This is a genomic window from Novosphingobium sp. fls2-241-R2A-195, from assembly GCF_030209485.1.
In the GTDB taxonomy this organism is placed as follows: Bacteria; Pseudomonadota; Alphaproteobacteria; order Sphingomonadales; family Sphingomonadaceae; genus Novosphingobium; species Novosphingobium resinovorum.
On the sequence record NZ_JARVRY010000006.1, the window covers coordinates 393,961 to 415,515 of the forward strand.

Annotated in this window: 17 protein-coding genes; 10 read left to right on the forward strand and 7 right to left on the reverse strand. The window is 67.2% G+C overall.

Features of this window, described 5'->3' with window-relative positions:
- Positions 1–34: 34 nt before the first annotated feature.
- Complete coding sequence (locus tag QRN25_RS07170) at positions 35–1,096, forward strand: acyltransferase family protein (RefSeq protein WP_285018323.1); 1,062 nt, start codon at positions 35–37, stop codon at positions 1,094–1,096.
- Between the two features lie 3 nt (positions 1,097–1,099).
- Here QRN25_RS07170 and QRN25_RS07175 read toward each other — a convergent pair whose 3' ends face one another.
- Both QRN25_RS07175 and QRN25_RS07180 read right to left on the reverse strand, forming a co-directional pair.
- Positions 1,100–1,888, reverse strand: a complete 789-nt coding sequence (locus QRN25_RS07175) for a sulfite exporter TauE/SafE family protein (protein ID WP_036522392.1) — start codon at positions 1,886–1,888, stop codon at positions 1,100–1,102.
- Positions 1,885–3,258: an ATP-grasp domain-containing protein gene (locus tag QRN25_RS07180; protein ID WP_285018239.1), complete on the reverse strand. Its 1,374-nt coding sequence runs from the start codon at positions 3,256–3,258 to the stop codon at positions 1,885–1,887. The genes QRN25_RS07175 and QRN25_RS07180 overlap by 4 nt, the downstream gene beginning before the upstream one ends.
- Before the next feature lie 402 nt (positions 3,259–3,660).
- Here QRN25_RS07180 and QRN25_RS07185 point away from each other — a divergent pair, with 402 nt between their 5' ends.
- From QRN25_RS07185 to QRN25_RS07195, 3 genes are all read left to right on the forward strand, one after another.
- Positions 3,661–4,815 (forward strand): GGDEF domain-containing protein, encoded by a 1,155-nt coding sequence (locus QRN25_RS07185; protein ID WP_285018242.1) that lies wholly within the window; start codon positions 3,661–3,663, stop codon positions 4,813–4,815.
- A gap of 112 nt (positions 4,816–4,927) precedes the next feature.
- Positions 4,928–8,572: a PAS domain S-box protein gene (locus tag QRN25_RS07190; protein ID WP_285018244.1), complete on the forward strand. Its 3,645-nt coding sequence runs from the start codon at positions 4,928–4,930 to the stop codon at positions 8,570–8,572.
- 84 nt (positions 8,573–8,656) lie between these two features.
- Complete coding sequence (locus QRN25_RS07195; protein ID WP_271181832.1) at positions 8,657–9,040, forward strand: response regulator; 384 nt, start codon at positions 8,657–8,659, stop codon at positions 9,038–9,040.
- Positions 9,041–9,084: 44 nt separating this feature from the next.
- On the opposite strand, the gene QRN25_RS07200 is transcribed toward QRN25_RS07195, so the two are convergent.
- Positions 9,085–9,870: an energy transducer TonB gene (locus QRN25_RS07200; protein WP_285018247.1), complete on the reverse strand. Its 786-nt coding sequence runs from the start codon at positions 9,868–9,870 to the stop codon at positions 9,085–9,087.
- Between the two features lie 170 nt (positions 9,871–10,040).
- Here QRN25_RS07200 and QRN25_RS07205 point away from each other — a divergent pair, with 170 nt between their 5' ends.
- Genes QRN25_RS07205 through QRN25_RS07230 form a run of 6 tightly spaced genes read left to right on the forward strand, consistent with a single transcriptional unit; the run spans position 10,041 to position 15,083 of the window.
- Complete coding sequence (locus tag QRN25_RS07205; RefSeq protein ID WP_502910428.1) at positions 10,041–10,769, forward strand: PepSY-associated TM helix domain-containing protein; 729 nt, start codon at positions 10,041–10,043, stop codon at positions 10,767–10,769.
- A gap of 14 nt (positions 10,770–10,783) precedes the next feature.
- Positions 10,784–11,284 (forward strand): DUF2271 domain-containing protein, encoded by a 501-nt coding sequence (locus QRN25_RS07210; protein WP_051586661.1) that lies wholly within the window; start codon positions 10,784–10,786, stop codon positions 11,282–11,284.
- A 37-nt stretch (positions 11,285–11,321) separates the two neighbouring features.
- On the forward strand, positions 11,322–12,236 hold the full coding sequence (locus QRN25_RS07215; protein ID WP_285018251.1) for a DUF4198 domain-containing protein: 915 nt from the start codon (positions 11,322–11,324) through the stop codon (positions 12,234–12,236).
- A gap of 22 nt (positions 12,237–12,258) precedes the next feature.
- Positions 12,259–13,245, forward strand: coding sequence for an FAD:protein FMN transferase (locus tag QRN25_RS07220; RefSeq protein WP_211149909.1), 987 nt, complete (start codon positions 12,259–12,261; stop codon positions 13,243–13,245).
- A 45-nt stretch (positions 13,246–13,290) separates the two neighbouring features.
- Positions 13,291–13,971: a Fe2+-dependent dioxygenase gene (locus QRN25_RS07225; protein WP_285018257.1), complete on the forward strand. Its 681-nt coding sequence runs from the start codon at positions 13,291–13,293 to the stop codon at positions 13,969–13,971.
- Positions 13,968–15,083, forward strand: a complete 1,116-nt coding sequence (locus QRN25_RS07230; protein ID WP_271181837.1) for an alpha-hydroxy acid oxidase — start codon at positions 13,968–13,970, stop codon at positions 15,081–15,083. Before QRN25_RS07225 ends, QRN25_RS07230 begins: the two co-directional genes overlap by 4 nt.
- 3 nt (positions 15,084–15,086) lie before the next feature.
- On the opposite strand, the gene QRN25_RS07235 is transcribed toward QRN25_RS07230, so the two are convergent.
- The 4 genes from QRN25_RS07235 to QRN25_RS07250 form a co-directional block, all read right to left on the reverse strand.
- A complete protein-coding gene (locus tag QRN25_RS07235) occupies positions 15,087–17,531 on the reverse strand; it encodes a hypothetical protein (RefSeq protein WP_285018259.1) in 2,445 nt (814 codons plus the stop codon).
- A 119-nt stretch (positions 17,532–17,650) separates the two neighbouring features.
- On the reverse strand, positions 17,651–18,805 hold the full coding sequence (locus QRN25_RS07240) for a glycosyltransferase family 4 protein (protein WP_285018261.1): 1,155 nt from the start codon (positions 18,803–18,805) through the stop codon (positions 17,651–17,653).
- The gene (locus tag QRN25_RS07245; protein ID WP_285018262.1) at positions 18,798–20,033 is read right to left on the reverse strand and encodes a CDP-glycerol glycerophosphotransferase family protein; all 1,236 of its coding nucleotides are present in this window, start codon (positions 20,031–20,033) and stop codon (positions 18,798–18,800) included. Before QRN25_RS07245 ends, QRN25_RS07240 begins: the two co-directional genes overlap by 8 nt.
- A 195-nt stretch (positions 20,034–20,228) precedes the next feature.
- On the reverse strand, positions 20,229–21,548 hold the full coding sequence (locus QRN25_RS07250; protein ID WP_285018264.1) for a sigma-54-dependent transcriptional regulator: 1,320 nt from the start codon (positions 21,546–21,548) through the stop codon (positions 20,229–20,231).
- Positions 21,549–21,555 lie beyond the last annotated feature (7 nt).

Below are 21,555 nucleotides of genomic sequence, written 5' to 3' on the forward strand. Positions count from 1 at the left end.
GGCGGGACACGGCTTGGCTGAACCGAAGAGCGACATGCAAAGCCGGCGCTCCGATGCGATCCGCATCGCGCGCGTCATCTGCATCGCGGGCATCGTCTACGTCCACGCCTGGACGGGACTCTCCGGCTACGAACTCGATCTGGCGCGCGGGACGCCGCAGGAGACCTTGCGCTGGGTCCTGATGGAAGGGTTCGGCCGCAGCGCGGTGCCGCTGCTGGGACTGATCTCCGGCTGGCTGGTCGCGGGCTCCTCGCGCACCCGTCACTGGGGACCACACGTCGCCCGCAAGGCGCGCACGATCCTGCTGCCGATGGTGCTGTGGAACGCTCTGGCGGTGCTGCTGGTATCGGGCACGGCATGGCAGTTCGGGCTCGCCGCGCCTATGCCGCAATCGGTGCGCTGGCTGGTCGAGGAACTGTTCATCGTCACCCGCCCGCCCGACATCAACGTGCAGATGCCGTTCCTGCGCGACCTGTTCCTGTGCATGGTGCTGGCCCCGCTGCTGGTGCGGTTGCCGTCGAAGGCGCTGGCTCTGCTCGCGCTGGCGGCGGGAACCTGCCACGTACTGGGCATCGGCCCGCCGGTGATCCTGCGCGCCTCGATCCTGATGTTCTTCACCATCGGCATCATCGCCCGCCGTGCCAACCTCGCCGAGCGCGTGGCCGCATGGCCCGCCATCGTCGCGCTAGCACCCTTCGTGGTGCTGATGCCGCTGCATCTCTACGTCTCGATCGGCGATGCCCGGCCGTTCGACGATGCCTCGACGGCGGCGGTGGACCTAGCCGCGCGCGTTGCCGCATCGCTGGCGGTGTGGTGGCTGGCATGGCGCCTCGTCGCCACTCGCGCCGCGCCGCTGCTACGCCGGATCGAGCCTTACATGTTCTTCTATTTCTGCGCGCACCTGATCCTGATCTGGCTGCTGGGGCCGGTCGTCGGCAAGCTGACCGGAAAGCTCGGCTCGCCGCTCTATCCGGTCTATCTTATCGGCCAGCCGTTCCTGATCCTCGGCGCGGTGGTGGCCATCGCCAAGGGGTTGCTCATAGTGGCGCCGGGTCTGGCGGAGACGCTCAGCGGGGGACGACTGAAGCGCGCCTGACCCTCACATCCGCGAGAACAGCGGGATCGGCGCGAAGACGAGCGAGATCAGACCCCACAGGCTGAGCGCGATCATCACCCCGCCGATCCACTGCGTCAGATCGCGCGAGGAGGCACGCCGCGTCACCAGCGCCCCGATCGGCGCGGCGACGATCCCGCCGATCAGCAGGCCCGACGCCGCGATCGAGAACGACTGCAGGCCCAACGTGCCGATGAAGGCCGACAGCACCGTCACCGTCACGAAGAACTCGGCGGCGTTGACGGTGCCCACCGCCACGCGCGGGGTCATCCCCTGCGCGATCAGGCTGCCCGTCGTCACCGGCCCCCAGGCCCCGCCGAAGGAATCGAGGAACCCGGCGACGAAGCCCAGCGGCCCCACCGCGCGCATCCGGCGATAGGCCTGCGCCCGCCGCGCTCCGCGCCAGATCAGGTAAATGCCGACCGCCGCCAGATAGACGAGCAGGACCGGCCGCAGGATCGAGAGGCTGAGGTGCGAGAGCGCCCACACGCCTGTCAGCCCCCCGGCGATGCCCGGAATGACGAGGCGCGCAAAGAGCATCCAGTCGACGTTGCGCTGCAGGGCATGGGCCGCGCCGGAGACGCCGCTGGTGAAGCTCTCGACCGCATGCGTCACCGAGGACGCGGCGGCGGGCGGCAGGCCGAGCAGGATCAGCAGCGAGTTGCCGATCACCCCGAAGCCCATGCCGACCGCGCTGTCCACCAGCTGCGCCAGGAACCCGGCGACGATGAACGGCGCCAGCGCCGCCCAGGGAATCGCGGAAAAGTCGATCATCCGTTGCTCCTGCGGCGGCGCGCGGAACCGGCTCCGAACCGTCCGGCCGGAGAAGTCAGCAGGAACAGCACCGGGAAGATGAGCGCGAGGACGGAGAGCACCCCGCTCACCACCGCCTCGGCCCCGGCGAGCCATGGCATGACCGCCGCCCAGATCGCGACCGCGAGCACCACCATCAGCGTGCGTTCGTGCGCCCGGTCATTGAGTCCCGTCAGGTCCACCTTGGCGCGCCCTTCGAAGAGGGAGCGAAGGCCGATCCCGGTCGGACTGCGGCGATCCACCAGCGGCTGCGGGAACGAGCCATGGACGAGGCAGCCGATCCCCGCCGCCACCATCCGCAGGCCCACCGCGCTGGCGAAAGGCCGGAATTCGGCGTTGCGATCGCTGAGCGCGCGCAGGCCGGTGCGGCCACCGAAGACCATGTCGGCCAGCGCAGTGCTCTCGGCCGGGGCAGGCTTGCTTTCCTGCACGGCGGCCTGCGTGGAGATCACCCATTCGAGGATCGCCGTCGGCACGTCGAGCCCGGTCGCCCGCTCCAGCCCCTGGAAGCCGGGGGCGGAATTGGCCTCGCAGATGCGGTAGCCGTCCTCGTCGAACAGGATGTCGATGCCGGTGATGTCGAGTTCCAGAACGTCGGCCGCCTGCACTGCCAGTTCCGCCATCTCCTGCGGCGGGTTGTAGGCGACGCCCACCCCGCCGAGCGAGACGTTGGACTTGAACCCGCCGGTCAGCGAGCGCCGCTCCATCGCCGCGATCACCCGCCCGCCGACCACCAGCACGCGCACGTCACGGCCATGGCTGGCGCGCACGTAGTGCTGCAGGATGAAGTCCGCCTTGGCCTCGGCGCTTTCGAGCAGGCCCGCCAGATCCTCGAACTGGCTGCGGTCCTCGCACTTGAGGACGCCCGCGCCGCGCGTACCCTTGAGCGTCTTGACGATGACCGGAAAGCCCAGTTCCCGCTCGACCAGATCGACGTCGATGGGGAACGTGCCCAGCATCGTGCGCGGGATCGGCAACCCTGCACGGTTCAGCGTCTGCAGGGTGTGCAGCTTGTCGGACACCGTCTCGATCGTTGCCGGGCCGTTGACCAGCCGCACCCCGCGCCGCTCGAAGTGGCGCAGCAGGGCCAACGTGAAGTAGTCCGTCTCCGCGCCCGTCCGGCAGATGACGAAGTCGGGCTTCTCGATCTCGCGCCCCTGATACTTGATCGCCCAGTCGCCGACGGTGCCGACCACCAGTTCGAAGCTGTGGGGCTGGAGGACGTGCAGTTCGATGCCCAGCGCGCCTGCAGCCTCCTGGAAACGGAAGACTTCGGGCACCTCGGGAATCGACGGGTCGAGTTGATGCTGAAAGAGAATCCAGCCGCGCAATGCGATATGCTCCCCGGTTTTGGCGGTAATGCGAAAGTTGCAGATGGCCTTCGCGCGTGCGTTCGGCCGGGTGTCAGGTCACAGAATGGCATTGGGCCGTCTTGGTTGCAAATCCATGGCAGCGCCGCGCACGGAACGCGAGGACATTGGGGTGCATCACCCTTCGTCATTGCGAGCGCAGCGAAGCAATCCAGGGCAGTCTTGAGCCCGCCCTGCATTGCTTCGCTCCGCTCGCAATGACGATTCAGGGACAAGTCGTCACGCTCCAGCCCGCTTCCGGCATGACCGAAAAACAGCTGCGGTGCGAATGGTTTATGGGCCGTGCACCATTTGTTTAGGAGATTGGCGTACCCCCTTCGCCAAGGGGGTTCCGGGTTCTTCATGTCGGTCGACGCGCAAACCATGTTGCTGCTTTCGAACGCGATCGCGTTCGTGGCCGCAACGTTTCTTCTTATCGAATGGCGGTCCCTGCGCGAGCGGTTTCTCCTAGGCTTCGCGCTCGGGTTCCTCTGCATCGTCGTGGGCTGCACCCTTGCGCCGCTGCGCCTGAGCGGGAATTTTCTCCTCGGCGTCTGGCTGTCGAACTCGATGGTCCCGCTCGCCCACTTCATGTTCCTCCTTGGCGCCGCGTCGTTCGCGCAGCGCAAGCTGAGCCGGGCGTGGTTCGCTGCCCCGGTGATCTGTTCGGCGCTCATGGCCGTTCCTGGCCTCGGCGACCGCGACCAGGTCATGTCGCTGTTCAACGCCGCGTTCGTGGCAGTGTTCTGCCTCAGAGCCGCAGGCGTGCTGCTGGAAGCGCGCCGCACCACCGGTTCGGAAACCCGCACCCTCGTCGCGACGTTCGTGGTCCATGGCTCGTTCTATGCCGTAAAGGCCGGCTGCGCCTTCGTGCCGGGCGCCTTCGTCGACTTGTCTTCCTATTCCGGCGTGTTGATCCCCATCTCCCTGTTCGAAGGCATTCTCGTAGAAGTTGCACTCGCCATGTCGGTAGCAGGGGCATTGCGACGCCGCCGCGAGGAACGCGCCACCCGCCTCGCCGAAAGCGATCCGCTGACCGGCCTGCTCAACCGTCGCGGCTTCGAAGCCCGTACGCGCGACGTGCAGCAGTCGGGCGGCTCGCTGCTCCTCATCGACATCGACAACTTCAAGACGATCAACGACTGCTTCGGCCATCAGGGCGGCGACCGCCTGCTCGTCGATCTCGCCGCATTCCTGAGGCTGCGCCTGCCGGGTTCGGCGATCAGCGCCCGCCTCGGCGGCGACGAGTTCGTGGTGCTGCTGCCCGGAATGGACGAAGGCCGCAGCCTCGGCCTTGCCGAAGACCTCTGTTCGGGCTTTGCTATGCGGCAGGGAGGAGGAAACTGCGGCACGCTCAGCATCGGCTGCGCGCCCGTGGCTCCGGGCATACAGGACCTTTCGCCCGCCATGCTGCAGGCCGACCGGGGCCTCTACGATGCGAAGAGCAAGGGCCGCAATCGCGCGTCGTCGGCGCCCCGTCTCTCCGCCACGGGGACACAGGCGGAAATCCTGCCCTATCCCATCGCCGCCGCAGGATAATCACTTACCGATCATTGACGGGGAACCGTTGCACGCGCGATGTGTTGTCGCGTGCACAGACGGGGTGAATCGACGGGAAAATCGGCCCGGCGCGAAGGGATCGGTTAGGGGCATGACGCGCAGCGTAGGGAACGGCCACGGGTTCATGGGACTCGAAGGCGAACTCGCGCGCCGTATCGCCACGCACGACTGGGCCTCCACCCCGATCGGTCCCATCGAAGGCTGGCCGGTCAGCTTGCGCCACACCGTCGCGATGATGCTTCCCTCCCGCGTGCCGCTGGTGCTGTTGTGGGGGCCGATGGGCGTCATGCTCTACAACGACGCCTATGCCGAGTTTGCCGGTGGGCGCGACAGCCGGCTACTTGGCTCGAACGTGCTCGACGGTTGGCAGGAAGTCGCGGAATTCAATGCCAACGTCATGAAGGTCGGTCTTGCGGGAGGCACACTGAGCTATCGCGACCACATGCTCACGCTGCACCGCCACGGAAAGCCCGAGCAGATCTGGCTGAACCTCGACTATTCGCCTGTTCCCGGTGACGATGGTACGCCCGCAGGCGTCATCGCCGTGGTCTTCGAGATCACCGAGGCGCACCACGCCCGTGAAGCCCTCGAAGAGAGCGAAACGAAGCTGCGGTTCCTCGACGACATTGCGCAGGCGATCACGGATTGCCGCGGGGCCGAGGAAATCCTCGCGATCACCACGCGCATGACCGCGCAGCACCTCGGCCTCTCCAACTGCGCTTACGCGGACATGGACGGCGACGAGGACGGCTTCACCATCCGCGGCAACTGGCACGCCGACGGCTCCCCCTCGATCGTCGGACACTATCGCCTCGCCGACTTCGGGCAACTTGCAGTGAAGGAACTCCGTGCCGGGCGCCCGCTGATCATCAACGACAATGCGACGGAGATCGCGCCGGAAGAGGCCCGGACCTTCCAGGACATCGGCATCGCGGCAACGATCTGCATGCCGCTCATCAAGGAAGGCCGCCTCATCGCACTGATGGCGATCCATGACAGCAGACCCCGTCGCTGGACACCCTATGAACTCGATATAATCCGCGAAGTGACCGAGCGGTCCTGGGCGCATGTCCAGCGCGTTGGCGCCGAAGGGCTGCTGCACGAGCGCGAGGCCTACAACCGCCAGATCCTCGACGGTGCGGTCGACTACGGCATCGTCGCCACCGATCTCGACGGTCGGATCACCTTGTGGAATGCCGGAGCCGCCGCGATGCTCGGCTGGAGCGAGCCGGAAATGCTCGGCCGTCCGATAGACGTATTCTTCACGCCCGAGGACCGGGCGACCGGCCGGCCCGCCGCCAAGCGCCGCGAAGCGCTCGACAGCGGCCGCGCCCATGACGCACGCTGGCATTTGCGCAAGAGCGGCGAGCGCTTCTGGGGCCTCAGCGAGATGACCCCGCTGCGCGATGCCGAGGGCCGCCCGACCGGCTTCGTCAAGCTGATGCGCGATCGCACCTTCGAGCATGACGCGCAGGAAGCCCTGCGCCTGAGCGCCGAACAGCTGAGCCGCGCCCAGGTCGCGGGCGGCGTGGGCCTGTTCTCCGTCGACATCGTCGCCAATACCATTACCGGGACCGACGAATTCTGCCGCCTTTTCGGAGTGCCGCAGCGCGGAGAGACAAACGTGCGTGTCTTCGAGGAAATCATCATTCCCGAAGACCGGCACCTTTCATCCAACCATGCCCGGCGCCATTCGGCGAACGCGGCACTCGACGTCGAATATCACATCCGTCGCCCCGATACCGGCGAGGAGCGCGTGATCGCGCGCAAGTCCGAATTCGAATTCGATGCCGCCGGCAACGCGGTACGGATGATCGGTGCGGTGCGCGACGTGACCGACCGCACGCGCACCCAGTTGGCCCTCGAAAAGAGCGAGGCGCAGTTCAGCGCCCTCGCCCAGAACATGCCCACGCAAGTCTGGACCGCGCGGGCCGACGGCGCGATGGACTGGTTCAACGAGCGCACTTACGCCTATTCGGGCGAGCCACATGGCAGCCTCGACGGCGACGGCTGGGCTCGCCTCGTCCATCCGGAAGACCGGCAAACCGCCGTCGAGCGCTGGGCGCAGGCCGTCGCGAGCGGAGAAGTCTACGACACCGAACTCCGCCTGCGTGACTGCGAGGGGCTCTATCGCTGGCATCTCTCGCGGGCCATGCCGCTCAAGGACGCCCATGGTGCCATCTCTGCCTGGATCGGCACAAATACCGAGATCGAGGCGCAGAAGCAGGCCGAGGCCGCTTACGCGCAGGACCGCGACCGGCTCTGGACGATCAGCCGCGACCTCATGCTGGTCTGCGATTTCCAGGGCGCGATCACGGCGGTGAACCCCTCTGGCGAGCGGTTGCTGGGCTGGCATGAGAGTGAAATGCTCGGACAGCGCATCGCCTCCTTCGTCCACCCCGACGACGTCGAGGCGACCGCCGCCGAAGTCGCCAAGCTCGCGAGCGGGCGCCGCACGATCGCGTTCGAGAACCGCTACCGCACCAAGGACGGCGACTTCCGCCTGATCGCCTGGACCGCTGTGCCTGACGACCGCCGCATCCACGCGATCGGCCGCGACATCACCGAGCAGCGTGCCATCGAGGAGGCCCTTCGCCAGAGCCAGAAGATGGAGGCGGTGGGCCAGCTGACCGGCGGCATCGCGCACGACTTCAACAACCTGCTGCAAGGCATCACCGGCAGCCTCGACATGATGCACGCCCGGTTGACGCAGGGCCGCACGCAGGACCTCGAGCGCTGGCTGGGCGGCGCACGCACTTCGGCCGAGCGGGCGGCGGCGCTGACCCATCGCCTGCTCGCCTTCTCCCGCCGCCAGCCGCTCGACCCGCGCCCGGTGCGCAGCAATCCGCTGATCGCCTCGATGGAGGACATGCTGCGCCGTACGCTCGGCGAACACATCGAGCTGGGCTTCGTTCTGGCGGGCGGGCTGTGGCTAACGCGCTGCGATCCCAACCAACTGGAAAGCGCGATCCTCAACCTCGTCATCAATGCCCGCGATGCCATGCCGCAGGGCGGCAAGCTGACCATCGAGACCTGCAACGCCCACCTCGACGACCGCTACGCCGCGCGCGAGCGGGACGTGAAGCCGGGCGAATACGTGTGCATCGCGATCAGTGACACCGGCGTCGGCATGAGCCGCGACACCGCTGTGCGCGCCTTCGAGCCGTTCTTCACCACGAAGCCGATGGGCCAGGGCACCGGCCTCGGCCTGTCCATGATCTACGGCTTCGCGCGCCAGTCCGAAGGCTACGCGCGAATCTATTCCGAGGAAGGCGTCGGAACCACGATCAAGCTGTTCCTCCCCCGGCATCTCGGCACCGACACCGCGACCGAGGACGCGCACGAACCGCTGCTGCTGCCCACCGCACGCGAGGGTGAAGTGGTGCTGGTGGTCGAGGACGAGCCGGTCGTACGCGCGCTCATCCTCGAAGTGCTCGACGGCCTCGGCTACCGGGCGATCGAAGCTACGGACGGCCCCTCCGGCCTCGCCATCCTGCAGTCGGACGAGCGCATCGACCTGCTCGTCACCGACATCGGCCTGCCCGGGCTCAACGGCCGACAGGTCGCCGACGGCGGGCGCGCCTGCCGCCCCGGCCTGAAAGTGCTGTTCATGACCGGCTATGCGGAAAACGCGGCGCTCGCCTCCGGCTTCCTCGAACCGGGCATGCAAATGATCACCAAGCCCTTCGCCATGGACCTCCTCGCCGGACGAATCCGAGAGATCATCGAGGGCTGAATCCCCCCTTGCTCGCGCCGCGAACCGCTGCCAATAACTTTGCCGCGCAAGGCGTTGTCGCGAACGCAATTTCAGGGTGGCACGATGCCTGAGGAAACCCCTCGATTCGATGGATTGCGGGTGCTGGTGGCGGAGGACGAGTTCCTCGTCTCCATGCTGCTCGAAGAGATGCTGACCGATCTTGGCTGCGAGGTCGTCGGACCTTTCGCGACGCTCTCGACCGCGCTCGCGACAGCCTGCGCGGGCGAATACGACGTCGCCGTGATCGACCTCAACCTTGCGGGCGAGAAGGCCGACCCGATCATCGCCGAACTCGCCGCCCGCGACGTACCTCTGGCGATCGCCAGCGGCGGCTTCGAGCCCGACCTCGAACATCGCCCGACGGTGCGGCTCGACAAGCCCTACAGCGCGACTCAACTGGAGCAGGCGATGACGACCCTGCACGCTGCACTGCAGGACCGCGACTGAACCAACCCGTCATTGCGAACGTAGCGAAGCAATGACGACGGGGTTTACGCCGCCTTGAGCACGAACGGGATCGTGACGTAGCCGCGCACCGCAGTCGCCACGCCGTTGCTCATCAGCGGCGACCAGCGCCAGTGCTTCACCGCCCGCAGCGCCGCGCCGTCAAGGCGTGAACTGCCGCTGCTCGATGCGACCTGGATATCCTTCACAGTCCCGTCGCTGCCGACCAGCAGAAGCAGCTTCACCGTGCCCTGCTCGTGCGCGCGGCGGGCATCCACCGGATATGTCGGCGGCTTGGCGAACAGCACCTTGCTCGAAAGATCGCCGCCTTCCAGCGTAGTCGCGGCGGGCGGTGCGACGGAGGGCGGCGCGCTGACCTTGACCCCTTCGCTGGTCATGCTGGGCGGAGCAGGCGGCGGCGGTGCATCCACCATGACCTGCTGCGGGCCAGGGCTGGGCAGCTCGATCATCGGCTTGGGCACGACCGTCTGCGTAATCGCAGCCTGCGGCGTCTCCAGCTTCGTAGGCTCGGGCGGCGGCGGAGGCGGTGTGACGTCCAGTTCCTGCACGTCGACCGTGGTAAGGTGCGCCCGCTCCTTGTGCGCCGCGACGATATTAAGCGTGGCGAGGCAGGCCGCCATGCCCAGGATCATCCCGGCCGAGGCCAGCAGCGCCACCGGGTTCGCCTTGGCGGGACTGTAGACCGAACGCCCCGGGCCATGTCCTGAAGGCGATTCGCCGATCGATTGCGGCAGGACGAGCGGCTCGTGCACGACAGCCGAAGCCGGTGCGAACGCGAGTTCGTCCGGCGCGAGCGCGGCAACTGTCGCCAATTGTAATCTCCTGCCAACCACTATTGCGAGTGATTTTCATATACACTAAGCAGCTCGTCGTCCAGAGGGCACCCGACATCGCAACGACGTGTGGCGGCACGTTTCCGTCTAAGGGGGCCGTCCCGGTGATCACGCCGGATTTTTGAAGCCCGAGTTAAGGATGCGACATCTTGGAAGTTGCCGACGCCCCAGACCGCCACGCCGACACCGCGCGTGACGCCGCGTCAGCCGCTCCGAGCCGCATCACGCCGCCCGCCAGGCCAAAGGCCGCAGCGAAAAAGAAGAAGAACAAGAAGGCCCGCGCCTTCTGGCTCAAGCAGCTGCACACCTGGCACTGGGTGAGCGCGGCGATTTCGCTGGTGGGCATGCTGCTGTTCGCGGCGACCGGCATCACGCTCAACCACGCCGCCTCGATCGGCGCGGAGCCTTCGGTGACGCAGAGCCAGGGCAAGCTGCCGGTGGCACTGCTGGCGAAACTGCCTGCCCCCGGAGACCGCACCGATCCACTGCCCGCCGAAGTGGCGAAGGCGGTCGCGGCGGCGGTTCCGCTCGATCCTTCGGGCCGCGCGGCGGACTGGACCGCCGAGGACGAAGTCTACGTCGCCATGCCCGGCCCCGGCCGCGACGCCTGGGTCAGCATCGATCGCGCGTCCGGCGAGGTGCAGGCCGAAGTCACCGACCGGGGCTGGATCTCCTACCTCAACGACCTGCACAAGGGCCGCAACAGCGGCGCCGCGTGGTCCCTGTTCATCGACCTCTTCGCCGTGGCCTGTCTCGTGTTCACGATCACCGGCCTGTTCCTGCTCCAGCTTCATGCGAAGCACCGGCCGATGACCTGGCCGATGGTCGGGCTGAGCCTGCTGATCCCGCTGCTGCTGGCCCTCCTTTTCATCCACTGACGAGAAAGCCCGTGATGACCCGATCCAAGATCCTGCCCGCGCTGCCGCTGCTGGCCGCCGGCACCGCAACCGCTCTTGCGGCCACGCCCGCGCTCGCCGCGTCGGTCACCGTCACCGTCCCGCAGATCAAGGTGGCCGAATACCACCGCCCCTACGTCGCAGGCTGGGTCGAGCCCGTCGCCGGCGGCGATGCCCGCACCCTCTTCGTGTGGTTCGACGGCAAGAAGCGCGGTGCGGAGCCGGGCACCAAGTGGCTGGCGGACTTGCGCACCTGGTGGCGCAAGGGCGGCCGCTCGCTGAAGCTGCCCGCCGACGGCATCAGCGGCGCGACCCGCGCGCCCGGCAGCTACACCGTCGCCATTCCCGCGAACCTGCCCAAGGGCGACTACGTCCTGAAGGTCGAGGCCGCGCGCGAAACCGGCGGGCGCGAACTGGTGTCCGTGCCCTTCACCGTCGGCGGCAAGGGTGGGTCCGTCTCGGGCAAGACCGAGCTGGGCACCGTCACCGTCCGCTGATCCAATCACTTTCGCTTTATATAACAGGGGAATACGAATGCGCTTCCGCTCCATCCTGATCGCCGCTGCGGCATCCTCCATGCTGGCGACGCCTGCGCTTGCCCACCGCATGTGGCTGCTGCCCTCGACCAGCACGCTCGCCAGCACCAACGAATACGTCACCGTCGATGCCGCCGTGTCGAACGATCTGTTCTACCCCGACCACGTCGCCATGGACCCGGCTCAGGTCTCGGTCTGGGCGCCCGACGGCACCGACGGCAAAGTCGAGAACGCATCGAAGGGCCGTCATCGCGGTACGTTCGACGTCGCGCTGAACAAAGCGGGCACCTGGAAGATCGGCATGGAGCGCAACTCCGTGATGGGCACCTTCAAGGTCGGCACCGAGGAATGGCGCGTGGGCGGTCGTGGCCGTCCGCAGGGCGCACCCGGCGGCCCGGGTGCTCCGGGCGCTGGCGCACCGGCCGGTGGTCCCGGTGGTCCCGGCGGCCCCGGAGGTCCGGGTGGCCAGCCGCCGCGCATGGTGCCGACCGTAGCCGACATCCCCGCCAACGCCACCGACATCAAGCTGACCGAAGTGACCTCGCGCAACTTCGTCTACGTCACTGCGGGCGAGCCGAGCAAGGTCGCCCTCACCGGCAAGGGACTAGAATTCGATCCGGTCACGCACCCTGACGAACTCGTCTCGGACGAGGAAGGCAGCTTCCGCTTCCTGATCGACGGCAAGCCCGCCGCCGGCATCAAGGTCGAAGTCGTCCCCGGCGGCAAGAAGTACCGCGCGGCCGAAGATGCGCAGGAACTGACCACCGGCCCCGACGGCGTCGTCAAGGTCAAGTGGCCGGTCGCGGGCTGGTACTGGCTGAACGCCAGCGTCGAGGACACCAAGCCCGCCGACAAGAAGGCCAGCGCCCGCCGCATGTCCTTCACCACCACGCTCGAAGTCGTCGCGCCCTGACGACATCCTGAGCCTGCCACCCATGCGCCTCGCCGTTCCGCTTGAAATCGACGCAGCCTCGCTCGCCACATGGCGGCAGGGCGTGCCGGTGATCGAACTGGGCGGCGAGACCATGGGCACGACATGGCGCATCCGGCTCGCCCCGCCCCCCGGCTTTGACCGGGACGCGGCGAGCCGGGCGATCGAGGCTAGGCTCGAGGACATCCTCGCGCAGATGAGCCACTGGCGCGCGGATTCCGTCCTCGGCCGGTTCAACCGGGCAGGTGCGGGCGAATGGTGCGCCCTACCTGCGGATTTCGCCACGGTGATCGAAACCGCCCTTACCGTCGCCGAGCAGTCAGCCGGTGCCTTCGATCCCGCGATCGGCGCACTCGTCGATGCGTGGGGTCATGGTCCGGTAACGATCGACCGCGCGCCCACCACCGAAGAGATCGAGCAGGCCCGCGCGGTCTCCGGCTTCATGCGCCTCGCCTACGAACCGGATACGCGGCGGCTTCGCCAGCCCGGCGGGCTCAGGCTCGACTTGTCGGGCATCGCCAAGGGCTACGCCGTCGATGCGCTGACCGCGTTGCTCGCCGGGATGGACTGTCACCATGCGCTCGTCGAGATCGGCGGCGAACTGGTCGGACGCGGCCTGCGTCCCGATGGCGATCCGTGGTGGGTGGACCTCGAAACGCCGACACAGGACGTAGCTCCGCTCCGGGTTGCGCTGCACCAGTTGGCGGTGGCGACCTCGGGCGATTACGTACGCGGTTTCCACAGTATCGACCCGCGCAGCGGGATGCCCGTCGAGCATGCCATGGCGGTCAGCGTGATCCACTCCTCGGCCATGCTCGCAGATGCCTGGGCAACCGCGTTCAGCGTGCTTTCGCCTGCCGCTGTGAGCGCTTTGGGTGCCCGTGAGTGCCTTTGTGTGCGCGTTGTGTACCGTTGTGGCACCGCTCTGACCGAGTGGATCAGCCCCGCCCTTGCCGCCATGATCGAGGCCGAGGACGAAGTTCCGGCTTGATGCGGATCATTGTCAGCATCTCCGGACTGCGCGAATAGAGGCACCATGGTCATCGAAATCCCCGATCTGTTCGACGCCGCCGAAGTGCGCGAAATCCGCAGTGCGCTGGAAGCCGCCGACTGGGCGGACGGCCGCGCCACCGCCGGTCACCGCGCTGCAAGAGTCAAGGAAAACGAGCAGTTACCGCTCGACCATCCCCTCGCCAAGCAACTGGCCGACCGCGTCCTCGCCCGGCTGGCGCAGACCCCGCTGTTCATCGCCGCCGCCCTGCCCGCCCGCGTCCTGCAACCCCGCTTCAGCCGCTACGACGGGCGCGGCCACTACGGCAATCACGTCGACAACGCGATCTTCCCGATCCCCGGCACCGGCGAGCACCTGCGCTCCGACGTTTCGAGCACCCTGTTCCTCTCCGACCCCGAGGAATACGACGGCGGCGAACTCGTGATCGAGGACATGTTCGGTACGCACACGGCCAAACTGCCCGCCGGAAGCCTGATCGTATATCCCGGCTCCAGCCTCCACCGGGTCATGCCGGTGACGCGCGGCGTGCGCTTCGTCTCGTTCTTCTGGACCCAGAGCTTCGTCGCCTCGCCCGAGAAGCGGCGGCTGATGTTCGAACTGGACGGCGCGATCCAGTCTGTCGCGACGGACCATCCCGAGCATGCCGCGATCGATACCCTCACCCAAGTCTACCACAACCTGCTGCGCCAGTGGTCGGCGACGTGAGCCCGCAGCCCCCGTTTTCCGCCATTCCCGCGGACTTGCGCACCCTTGCCGATTACGAGCGACGCGCCGAAGCCCACCTGATGCCCGAGGTCTGGCGGCACATCCAGGAAGGCGCGGGCCGCGAGATTACGCTGTCCGAGAACCGCGCCGCCTTCGACCGCATCGGCTTGCTCCCCCGCGCCATGGCGAGGCTCGACGGCAGCACGGAAATCGAACTGTTCGGCCGCCGCCATGCCTCCCCGATCCTGCTGGCCCCGCTGGCCTACCAACGCCTTGCCCACCCCGAGGGCGAACTCGCCTGCGTCCGCGCTTCCACCGCGCTCGACACCGGCATGGTCGTGAGCACGCTGTCGAGCATGCCTCTGGAGGACATCGCCGCCGCCGCCCATGCCCTCGCGCATGATCTGGGCAAGATTGCCCCGCCATTGTGGTTCCAGCTCTACCTCCAGCCGGAACGCGAGCACAGCCTGCAACTCGTCCGCCGCGCGGAAACGGCGGGCTACGAAGCCATCGTGCTGACCGTCGATGCGGCGCTCAAACCAGCCGGAATCACGCTTCCGCAAGGCGTCGGTGCGGTCAATCTGGCCGGAATGCCGCGTCCGACACAGACTTCCGTGCCCGGCGGCCGGATCCTGCTCGGCACTCCGCTCGCGAACGCTGCTCCGGGGTGGGACGACCTCGTGTGGCTGCGCAAGACGACGAGCCTGCCGATCCTCGTCAAGGGCCTCTTGCTGGGCGACGATGCCGCGCGCGCAGTCGACGAAGGGGCCGACGCACTCATCGTCTCCAACCATGGCGGGCGCGTCCTCGATGGGCTGCCGAGCCCGGTCGACCTGATCCAGAGCGTGGCCGAAGCGACGCAAGGCCGTGTGCCGCTGTTGCTCGACGGTGGGGTGCGGATGGGGACGGACGTGGTCAAGGCGCTCGCGCTGGGTGCCCGCGCCGTGCTCGTCGGTCGCCCGCAGATGCATGCACTGGCCGTAGCGGGAATGCCCGGCGTAGCGCATGCCATTCACCTGCTGCGCACCGAACTGGAAGCGGCGATGGCACAACTCGGATGCCCGAATTGCGCGATGCTCAGCCCTGACCGACTGGTCGCGCTCGGCCGCTGAGCGCTATTTGTCGAGCGGCAGCTTCACCACGCCGGTCGGGGCGTCCCGCAGCCGTATGCGCAACATTCCATCGGTCGGCCGGCCGCTGACCTGCAAGGTCCGGCCAGTATAGCCCGGCTGTACGGCGGAAGGTCTGGCGAACCCGTCCTCGACCGCAGCCGCATCGATCAGGAACAAGTTCCGTCCCGTGATCGTGCAAGGTCCGTCCTGCCCTTCGCAAGTAGCGCCCTCTATCCGCGGCAGGCGGACGACCGTGGTGAGCGGCATCCAGTCCCCGCGGTCCTCGCGTCCACCCTGCCCCTTGCTCACGAGGCGCAGGCGGATGGCCCCGAAGGTGCCGGGAGGCAGGTCGTCGGCCTTCAGGGTCGCGACAAGCACCTCGAGGCTTTCGAGATTGAGCCCCTTGCCGATCGTGAGCCGGGTGACGGGCTCGCCAGATGGGGGTGCGATTTCGATCGCGGAACCGGCACCGAACCGCGTTTCGCCCGAAGCCTTGAGAGAGAACACCATTTCGCCATTGTCAGGCAGGAGATCGCCCGAACCCATGTCCAGCGTCTTCGCGCCCTGCGCCGCCGGAGCGGGATAAACCGTGCGCTGCAACAGCGCCGCCTGAGGACGCGGGCCACCGATTCGCACCGGAAGCGTCAGGTTGCGGCCGTCCTCCAGCCGCACAGTCGCCTTGTCGGGCGCTTTAGCGGTATCGACGGGGACCTTGCCCGCTCCCTGCGCGAGCAGGCGCAGCCGGTCCGTCCCGCCTTCGCGCGTCAGCCCGTCGGGACGGAATTCGGCATCGCCGAGCACGACCGAGCGAACCTGGTCCAGCCGCTGTCCGGTCAGGAAACCCTGCGTGTCGCCGGCATGGAGTTCTAGCGCTTCCAGACGGCTCGCCTGCACCCGCGCGCGCAATGCGACGGTCTGCGTTGCAGCAGCACCGCGCTGCCGGATTTCCAGCCGCACTTCGCCCGCCGCCGCATCGGTCAACGGCACCGTGACGCTCAGGCGCCGCCCTTCCAGCGCCTTGAACACGAGCGGCCGGGCGGCACCATTGCCCTGCCGCAACGTCACGTCCTCGACGCAGCCGGGAGCGGCGCCTTCCAGCGCCACCTCGTTGTCGCGCCCCACGATCAGGCCATCGGCATCGCCAGTGGCCTTCCACGGTTCGCCGCCCGGGCGCTGGAGCAGGAAATCCGGACCATCGAAAGGCGCGAACCCCCATAGACCATGAAGGTGGCCACGGACGTCTCCCGCAAAGGCGACAGGCAGCGTATCGGCCGCCAGCACGTACCCGCCTTTGTCCGCGCGGGCCTTAACCGGCACTTCCAGCGTCTGTCCGGATGCGGAAGTGAGGCGCACCTTCATGTCGTGGGCGAAGTCGGTCGAGAATACCAGCGGCGCCCCTTCGACCGGCAGCACGGTGCCGGGCGCCATGCAGATCGGCCCCTTTGCGGAGCTGCGCAGTTGCGGGGGAATGTCCGCTTCAACCGCAGGCATGGCCGCGATCATCACCGACTTGGGCTTCTGGAACGAGGGGGCCGCGTTGAGCAGCAGCGACATGCGATCCGCATCGCGGACGGTCAGGGTCGGCAGATAATTGAACGTCGGATTGTTGAACGCGCCGAAGATCTTCGCCACGTCCCGGGCCACCGCGATATAAGCGCTGTAATACCCTGCCCCGGCTTCGCGCGTGTTGCTGAGCTGCAGCGCCAGATCGGTCGGCGTACCGGTGATCGTCTCCGCCAGCGAACTGGTGTGAACATCGTTCAGCACCAGCGATTCGCGGTTCTCCACGAGGCACGATGCCTGCGACTGGATCACCTTGTTGAGGCAGTCCTCCTGCAGCTTGATCGAGAGGCTGCGGGCGAGCACCGGTGCGACCGTGCGCAGGTATTCCGGCCCGTTGTCATCCTGCGCGCGGATCGCGGCCATGAAGGCATTGAGGCGCGAATGATCGAGCGAGGCCTGGTTGAGGTCCTGGCTGGCGCGCACGAATTCGCCCGGCTTCCCGCGCACCGCATCCATCAGCACACCTTCCGCGCCGCCGGTCTCGGGCACCATGAGCAGCACCATCTGCCGGGCATCGCGCGGCACGGTGACGGTCAGGGCGCTGTCCTTTTCCTTCTCCTTCCAGGTTCGGGCGAGATCGACCCAGTCCTTGGGCGGAGGATTGGTCGCCCCGCGCAGGAAGGCGGACATGAGCACGAACCGGGCGCTCTGGTTCTCCGGCAAGGCGCCATGGACGACGACCTTGTCGCCGGGCGCGAGGCTCGGCACGCGGCCGATCGGCAGGGTCTGCCCCTCGCGCGTGACTTCGATGCGCAAGTCCGGTCCAGCCAGCTCGAAAGGAGCGGGATCGCCCAGCGCCGGAGCAGCGATCAGCAGCGGCAAGACCAGCAGTCCGGTGAAGCGAGAAATGCGCGAAAGGCAGCGCTCTGAAGGTCTCTTGCGCAAAAAGCCGAAATCCTGTCGTTGTTTCAGACCAAGGGCGCCCCGGGCACGCCTTAGCCGCTCCACATACCGGCATTCAAGCCTGCACGGTCCGAAACGAGCCGCAATCGCGCCCGTCGATGCTAATTCAACGAGATCGCGAGTTGTTCCTGTCCATGGCCGTCGACGTGGGCCACTTCGGCCACCAGACCTTCGAGGGCAAGTCGACAGTGACGGTCCCAGCAGAAGTTCTCACGCGCGAACCGCCGCCCGTTCTCGGCGAGACGGCGCCGATAGGCCGGATCGCGCGCCAGCAACGCCAGGGCAGCGCGAATGGCTGCCGGATCGCGGCCATCTACGACCAGGCCGGTCACCCCGTCGCGCACCAGTTCGCCCGGGCCTCCGTCCTGCCCGACGATGCAGGCGATGCCATGCGCCATCGCATCGGCGACACTGATGCCGAAGCCCTCCATCTCCGCGCCATCTTCGAGCGCGATCTGAGGATGGAGGAAGATGTCGGCAGTCCGGTGGCGCTCCGCCAGTTCCGCATCATCGACGTAGCCGGTCATTACGGTGGAGCCCAGTCCGCCTGCGGTCGGCTCCAGAGCCGCGCGGATGGCCTCTTCGTCGGGACCACGGCCGATGACTGCGTAGTCGAGCGCAATGCTCTCGCCCCGGCAGGCAGCAACCGCACGCAATGCTGCGGGCACGTTCTTGCGCGGGACGAGGCGGCAAACCGTAATCACGCGCAGCAGGGCGTTTACGGGCTCGCACCGTTCCTCGCCGGGCAGGACGACGCCATTCCAGACCGTGACGCAGCGACCGGCGAGATCAGGCGCGCGATCGAGCAGCAGGCGGCGCGTGGCATCGCTCACCGCAAGTATCCGAGTGGTCCGGGACAGCACCGCGTTCATGAGCCTGAACGCGCCCCTCGACGGACGACCCACCTCGCGCCCATGTACGGTTACGAGCAAGGAACGCGGGAACAGCAGCGCCGGGATCGCCGCGCGCCATGTGCAGGCGTGGATGGCGGATGGCCGCGCGCCGCCCAGCCATGCCCGCAGCATTGCCATCGCTAGCCGGGCATAGACCACCAAGTGCGCCGCTGGCCCCACGTCGATCAGGGTGATGCCGTCTTCACAAAGGCGACGCGGCCCGGCTGATGACTTGGCAAAGACGGTAACCGTCCGGCCGCTACGCGCATAGGCACGCGCGACCTGGCTCACGTAAGTCTGTACACCACCCTCGTCCGGCGCATGGACGCGCGCGACCACCCATATGCTCGCGGCCTCATTCATGGACGAGAGCGCTCCTGCGGCCGAAACCGTACGATGTTACCGGCCGTGCCTTGGTGGTCCACCTTGCGCGCGAGGTCAGGAAATCTGCAACGGCCCGCCCGGCACGCTCGGATGCACGAGGTCCATCTGTGTCGAAAGTGTCCTGAAGGCCCTGCAACTGGACCGGAGCGTAAATGCCATGCGAGGCGATCGCATGGGCAACCTTGTCGGCAATGTCTTCGCAGTCCTCGTGAACCGGGCCGTATTGCCAGTGTCGGTAGCTCGGATTGCCCTGCCAGTTGGCTCCATGCGCATTGAGGAAAAGGCAGGGACGCGGGCGTACGACGAACTCGTAGATCTGGCTGCTGACATCGCCGAGATAGACCGAGGCCATGCGCGTATAGCTCATGTCCACGCTCGACGCGCTGCCGAGATCGACGTGAACGTGAGGAAGGCGGGCAAATTCCTCGAGTTGGCGTTCCATGCGTTCGCGGCGACGGCAACCGTCGTACATGCGGATGTGCGGCGCCACGATGAGGTTGAAGCGGTCATCCTCGGCGAACTGGCGAACCACGTCGAGGCCCATCTGCGGCCACGAGGACAGCTTGCGCGAGAAATGAGGGTTGTACAGCACCACCGGCCGATCCTGCGGGAACAGCCGGGCCGGGGCACGATCCGCGGTGAGGTCGAACTTGCCGTAGCCGACGATCGCATAGTGGCCCTCGCGGATCAGACCCTTGTCGAGCATCCGGCAGCGCTGCTTCTCGCCCGCCAGAAGGACGAAGTCGAACTGGCGGATGCGACGGTCGTAGCCCACTGCCCGGTCGCCCGCACCATGGCAGGTGTGGATGAAGCAAGTACGCCGCAAACCGACATGGCGCAGCAGCAGCGACGTGCGCTCCGGCACGACGATGGCGTCATATGCCGCAAGCCGACTGCGCGCCGCCGCAAGAGCAATGAGCTTGGGCGGAGTAACGACACCCACCAGTCGTGTGAAAGCGGAGAGCATGCCCCCCTCGACCTGCACGAAGCGGATCGTTGAAACGCCATGCCGCCGAGCAATGTCGCGGGCCATGGCAATATGCTCCGCCGTCATCGCCATGACGTCCACGGCAAAGCGCGGATCGCGAGCGAGTTCGATCGCCAGCGGCATCGCGTGCAAAACGTGGTGCAATTGAGCGTTGAAGAAAAAGCAGAGTTTCTGCGGTGCCGCGGGGTCGGCGAGCCGCTCGATCGCTCCTTGGAGCATGGCTTCCTCCATTTCAGGCTTCGGCTATCCGATCCTTGGCCCCATCGGTTTGCCAACGCATTTCAGAAGGTCGCAGCGCGGTCGCGGTCTTGCAACAATCGCGCGGCGGAGCGCCCCATGGACCGGCCTGCCGGTGGGGACGTAGTTCCGTTCAAAATGCCCATGCCGGGTATTTCAGTGCGGCATCGACCGCTCTCAGCGCCCACCCTTGCGCAGCGTCGCCAAGTCGATGCCGTGCTTGTGCACCTTGTAGTAGAAGGTCTTGCGAGGGATGCCGAGCCGCTTGATCGCCGCGCCGATCTCCCCCTTCGTGCCCAGGACTGCCGCAACGATCGTATCACGCTCGAAGGCGTCGAGACGCTGCGGCAGGGTATCGCCGGAAGGCTCGCCTGCAGCCTCGGGCACGGCATCTTCCAGCCCGAGCACGAAACGCTCTGCAAAATGCGCCAGTTCGCGCACGTTGCCCGGCCAGTCGTGGCTCGACAGATGATGCCGCACGGTGCCGGTCATCATCGGCAGTGGCAGTCGCAGCCGGGTCGCGGCGGCTCCGGCAAGGTGCGCGAAGAGCGCGGGCACGTCCTCGCGCCGCTCACGCAGGGGCGGCATCCGCAGGCGTAGCGCCGCAAGGCGATAGAACAGGCCGGGCGTGATCTTCTCGGACAAGTCCCCCTCGTCCGTCCCGCCCGTAGCGATCACGCGCAAGTCCAGCGGCAGCGGCTCGCGCGCGCCGGGGCTGCGGAGCACGCGCTCCTCCACCAGCGGGGTCAGACGCGCTTGCAGCCGCCGCGAGGCGTGGTCTATGTCGTCGAGGAACAGTGTGCCGCGCGCGACCGAAGCAATGCTCGCCTCGCCCATCGGCGCGAAAAGTTCGTCCTCCAGCGCCTCCGGCAAGGCGCCACAGGAAACCGCCATGAACCGCTGGCGCGATCGTTTGCCCGCACGATGGATGAGCCGGGCGAGCAGTTCCTTGCCGGTGCCGGTTTCCCCTTCGATGAACAGGTCGATGTCAGCATTGCCCAGGGTCGGGATCATTTCGCGCAGGCGGCGGATCGCGGGAGATTCGCCGATGAGCCCCGAGGCGGCATCGCCTTGCGCCGCCGCTCTCAGCCGCCGATTGTCGAGCGCCAGCCCTCGCGCTGTCGCGGCCCGGTCGGCAGCCGCGACCAGAGCCTGTGGATCGAACGGCTTGGTCAGGAAATCCCAGGCCCCGGCCTTCAGCGCATCGACCGCCATCGCCACGTCGCCATGGCCGGTCACGAGGATCACCGGCAGTTCGGGATCACGCTCATACAGAGCCCGGAACAATTCGGTCCCCGACATGTGCGGCATCCGCACGTCCGACACGACAATTCCCGGCCACTCGGCATCGATGGCGTCGAGCGCGGGCCGGGCAGCGGCAAAGCTCTCCACGACGAAGCCCGCAAGTGTCAGCACTTGCGCCGTGGAAATGCGCAAGTCCGCATCGTCCTCCACGAGCGCGACGCGCCTGGCCTGTCCGGGGGCATGATCGTTCATGATGCCT

Bases quoted from the DNA above. Each gene is read 5' to 3' on its own strand.
- QRN25_RS07190 (WP_285018244.1), top strand. From the start codon at position 4,928: ATGACGCGCAGCGTAGGGAACGGCCACGGGTTCATGGGACTCGAAGGC.
- QRN25_RS07220 (WP_211149909.1), top strand. From the start codon at position 12,259: ATGCGCCTCGCCGTTCCGCTTGAAATCGACGCAGCCTCGCTCGCCACA.
- QRN25_RS07185 (WP_285018242.1), top strand. From the start codon at position 3,661: ATGTTGCTGCTTTCGAACGCGATCGCGTTCGTGGCCGCAACGTTTCTT.
- QRN25_RS07175 (WP_036522392.1), bottom strand. From the start codon at position 1,888: ATGATCGACTTTTCCGCGATTCCCTGGGCGGCGCTGGCGCCGTTCATC.
- QRN25_RS07245 (WP_285018262.1), bottom strand. From the start codon at position 20,033: ATGCTCCAAGGAGCGATCGAGCGGCTCGCCGACCCCGCGGCACCGCAG.
- QRN25_RS07210 (WP_051586661.1), top strand. From the start codon at position 10,784: ATGACCCGATCCAAGATCCTGCCCGCGCTGCCGCTGCTGGCCGCCGGC.
- QRN25_RS07250 (WP_285018264.1), bottom strand. From the start codon at position 21,548: ATGAACGATCATGCCCCCGGACAGGCCAGGCGCGTCGCGCTCGTGGAG.
- QRN25_RS07195 (WP_271181832.1), top strand. From the start codon at position 8,657: ATGCCTGAGGAAACCCCTCGATTCGATGGATTGCGGGTGCTGGTGGCG.
- QRN25_RS07225 (WP_285018257.1), top strand. From the start codon at position 13,291: ATGGTCATCGAAATCCCCGATCTGTTCGACGCCGCCGAAGTGCGCGAA.
- QRN25_RS07215 (WP_285018251.1), top strand. From the start codon at position 11,322: ATGCGCTTCCGCTCCATCCTGATCGCCGCTGCGGCATCCTCCATGCTG.
- QRN25_RS07240 (WP_285018261.1), bottom strand. From the start codon at position 18,805: ATGAATGAGGCCGCGAGCATATGGGTGGTCGCGCGCGTCCATGCGCCG.
- QRN25_RS07170 (WP_285018323.1), top strand. From the start codon at position 35: ATGCAAAGCCGGCGCTCCGATGCGATCCGCATCGCGCGCGTCATCTGC.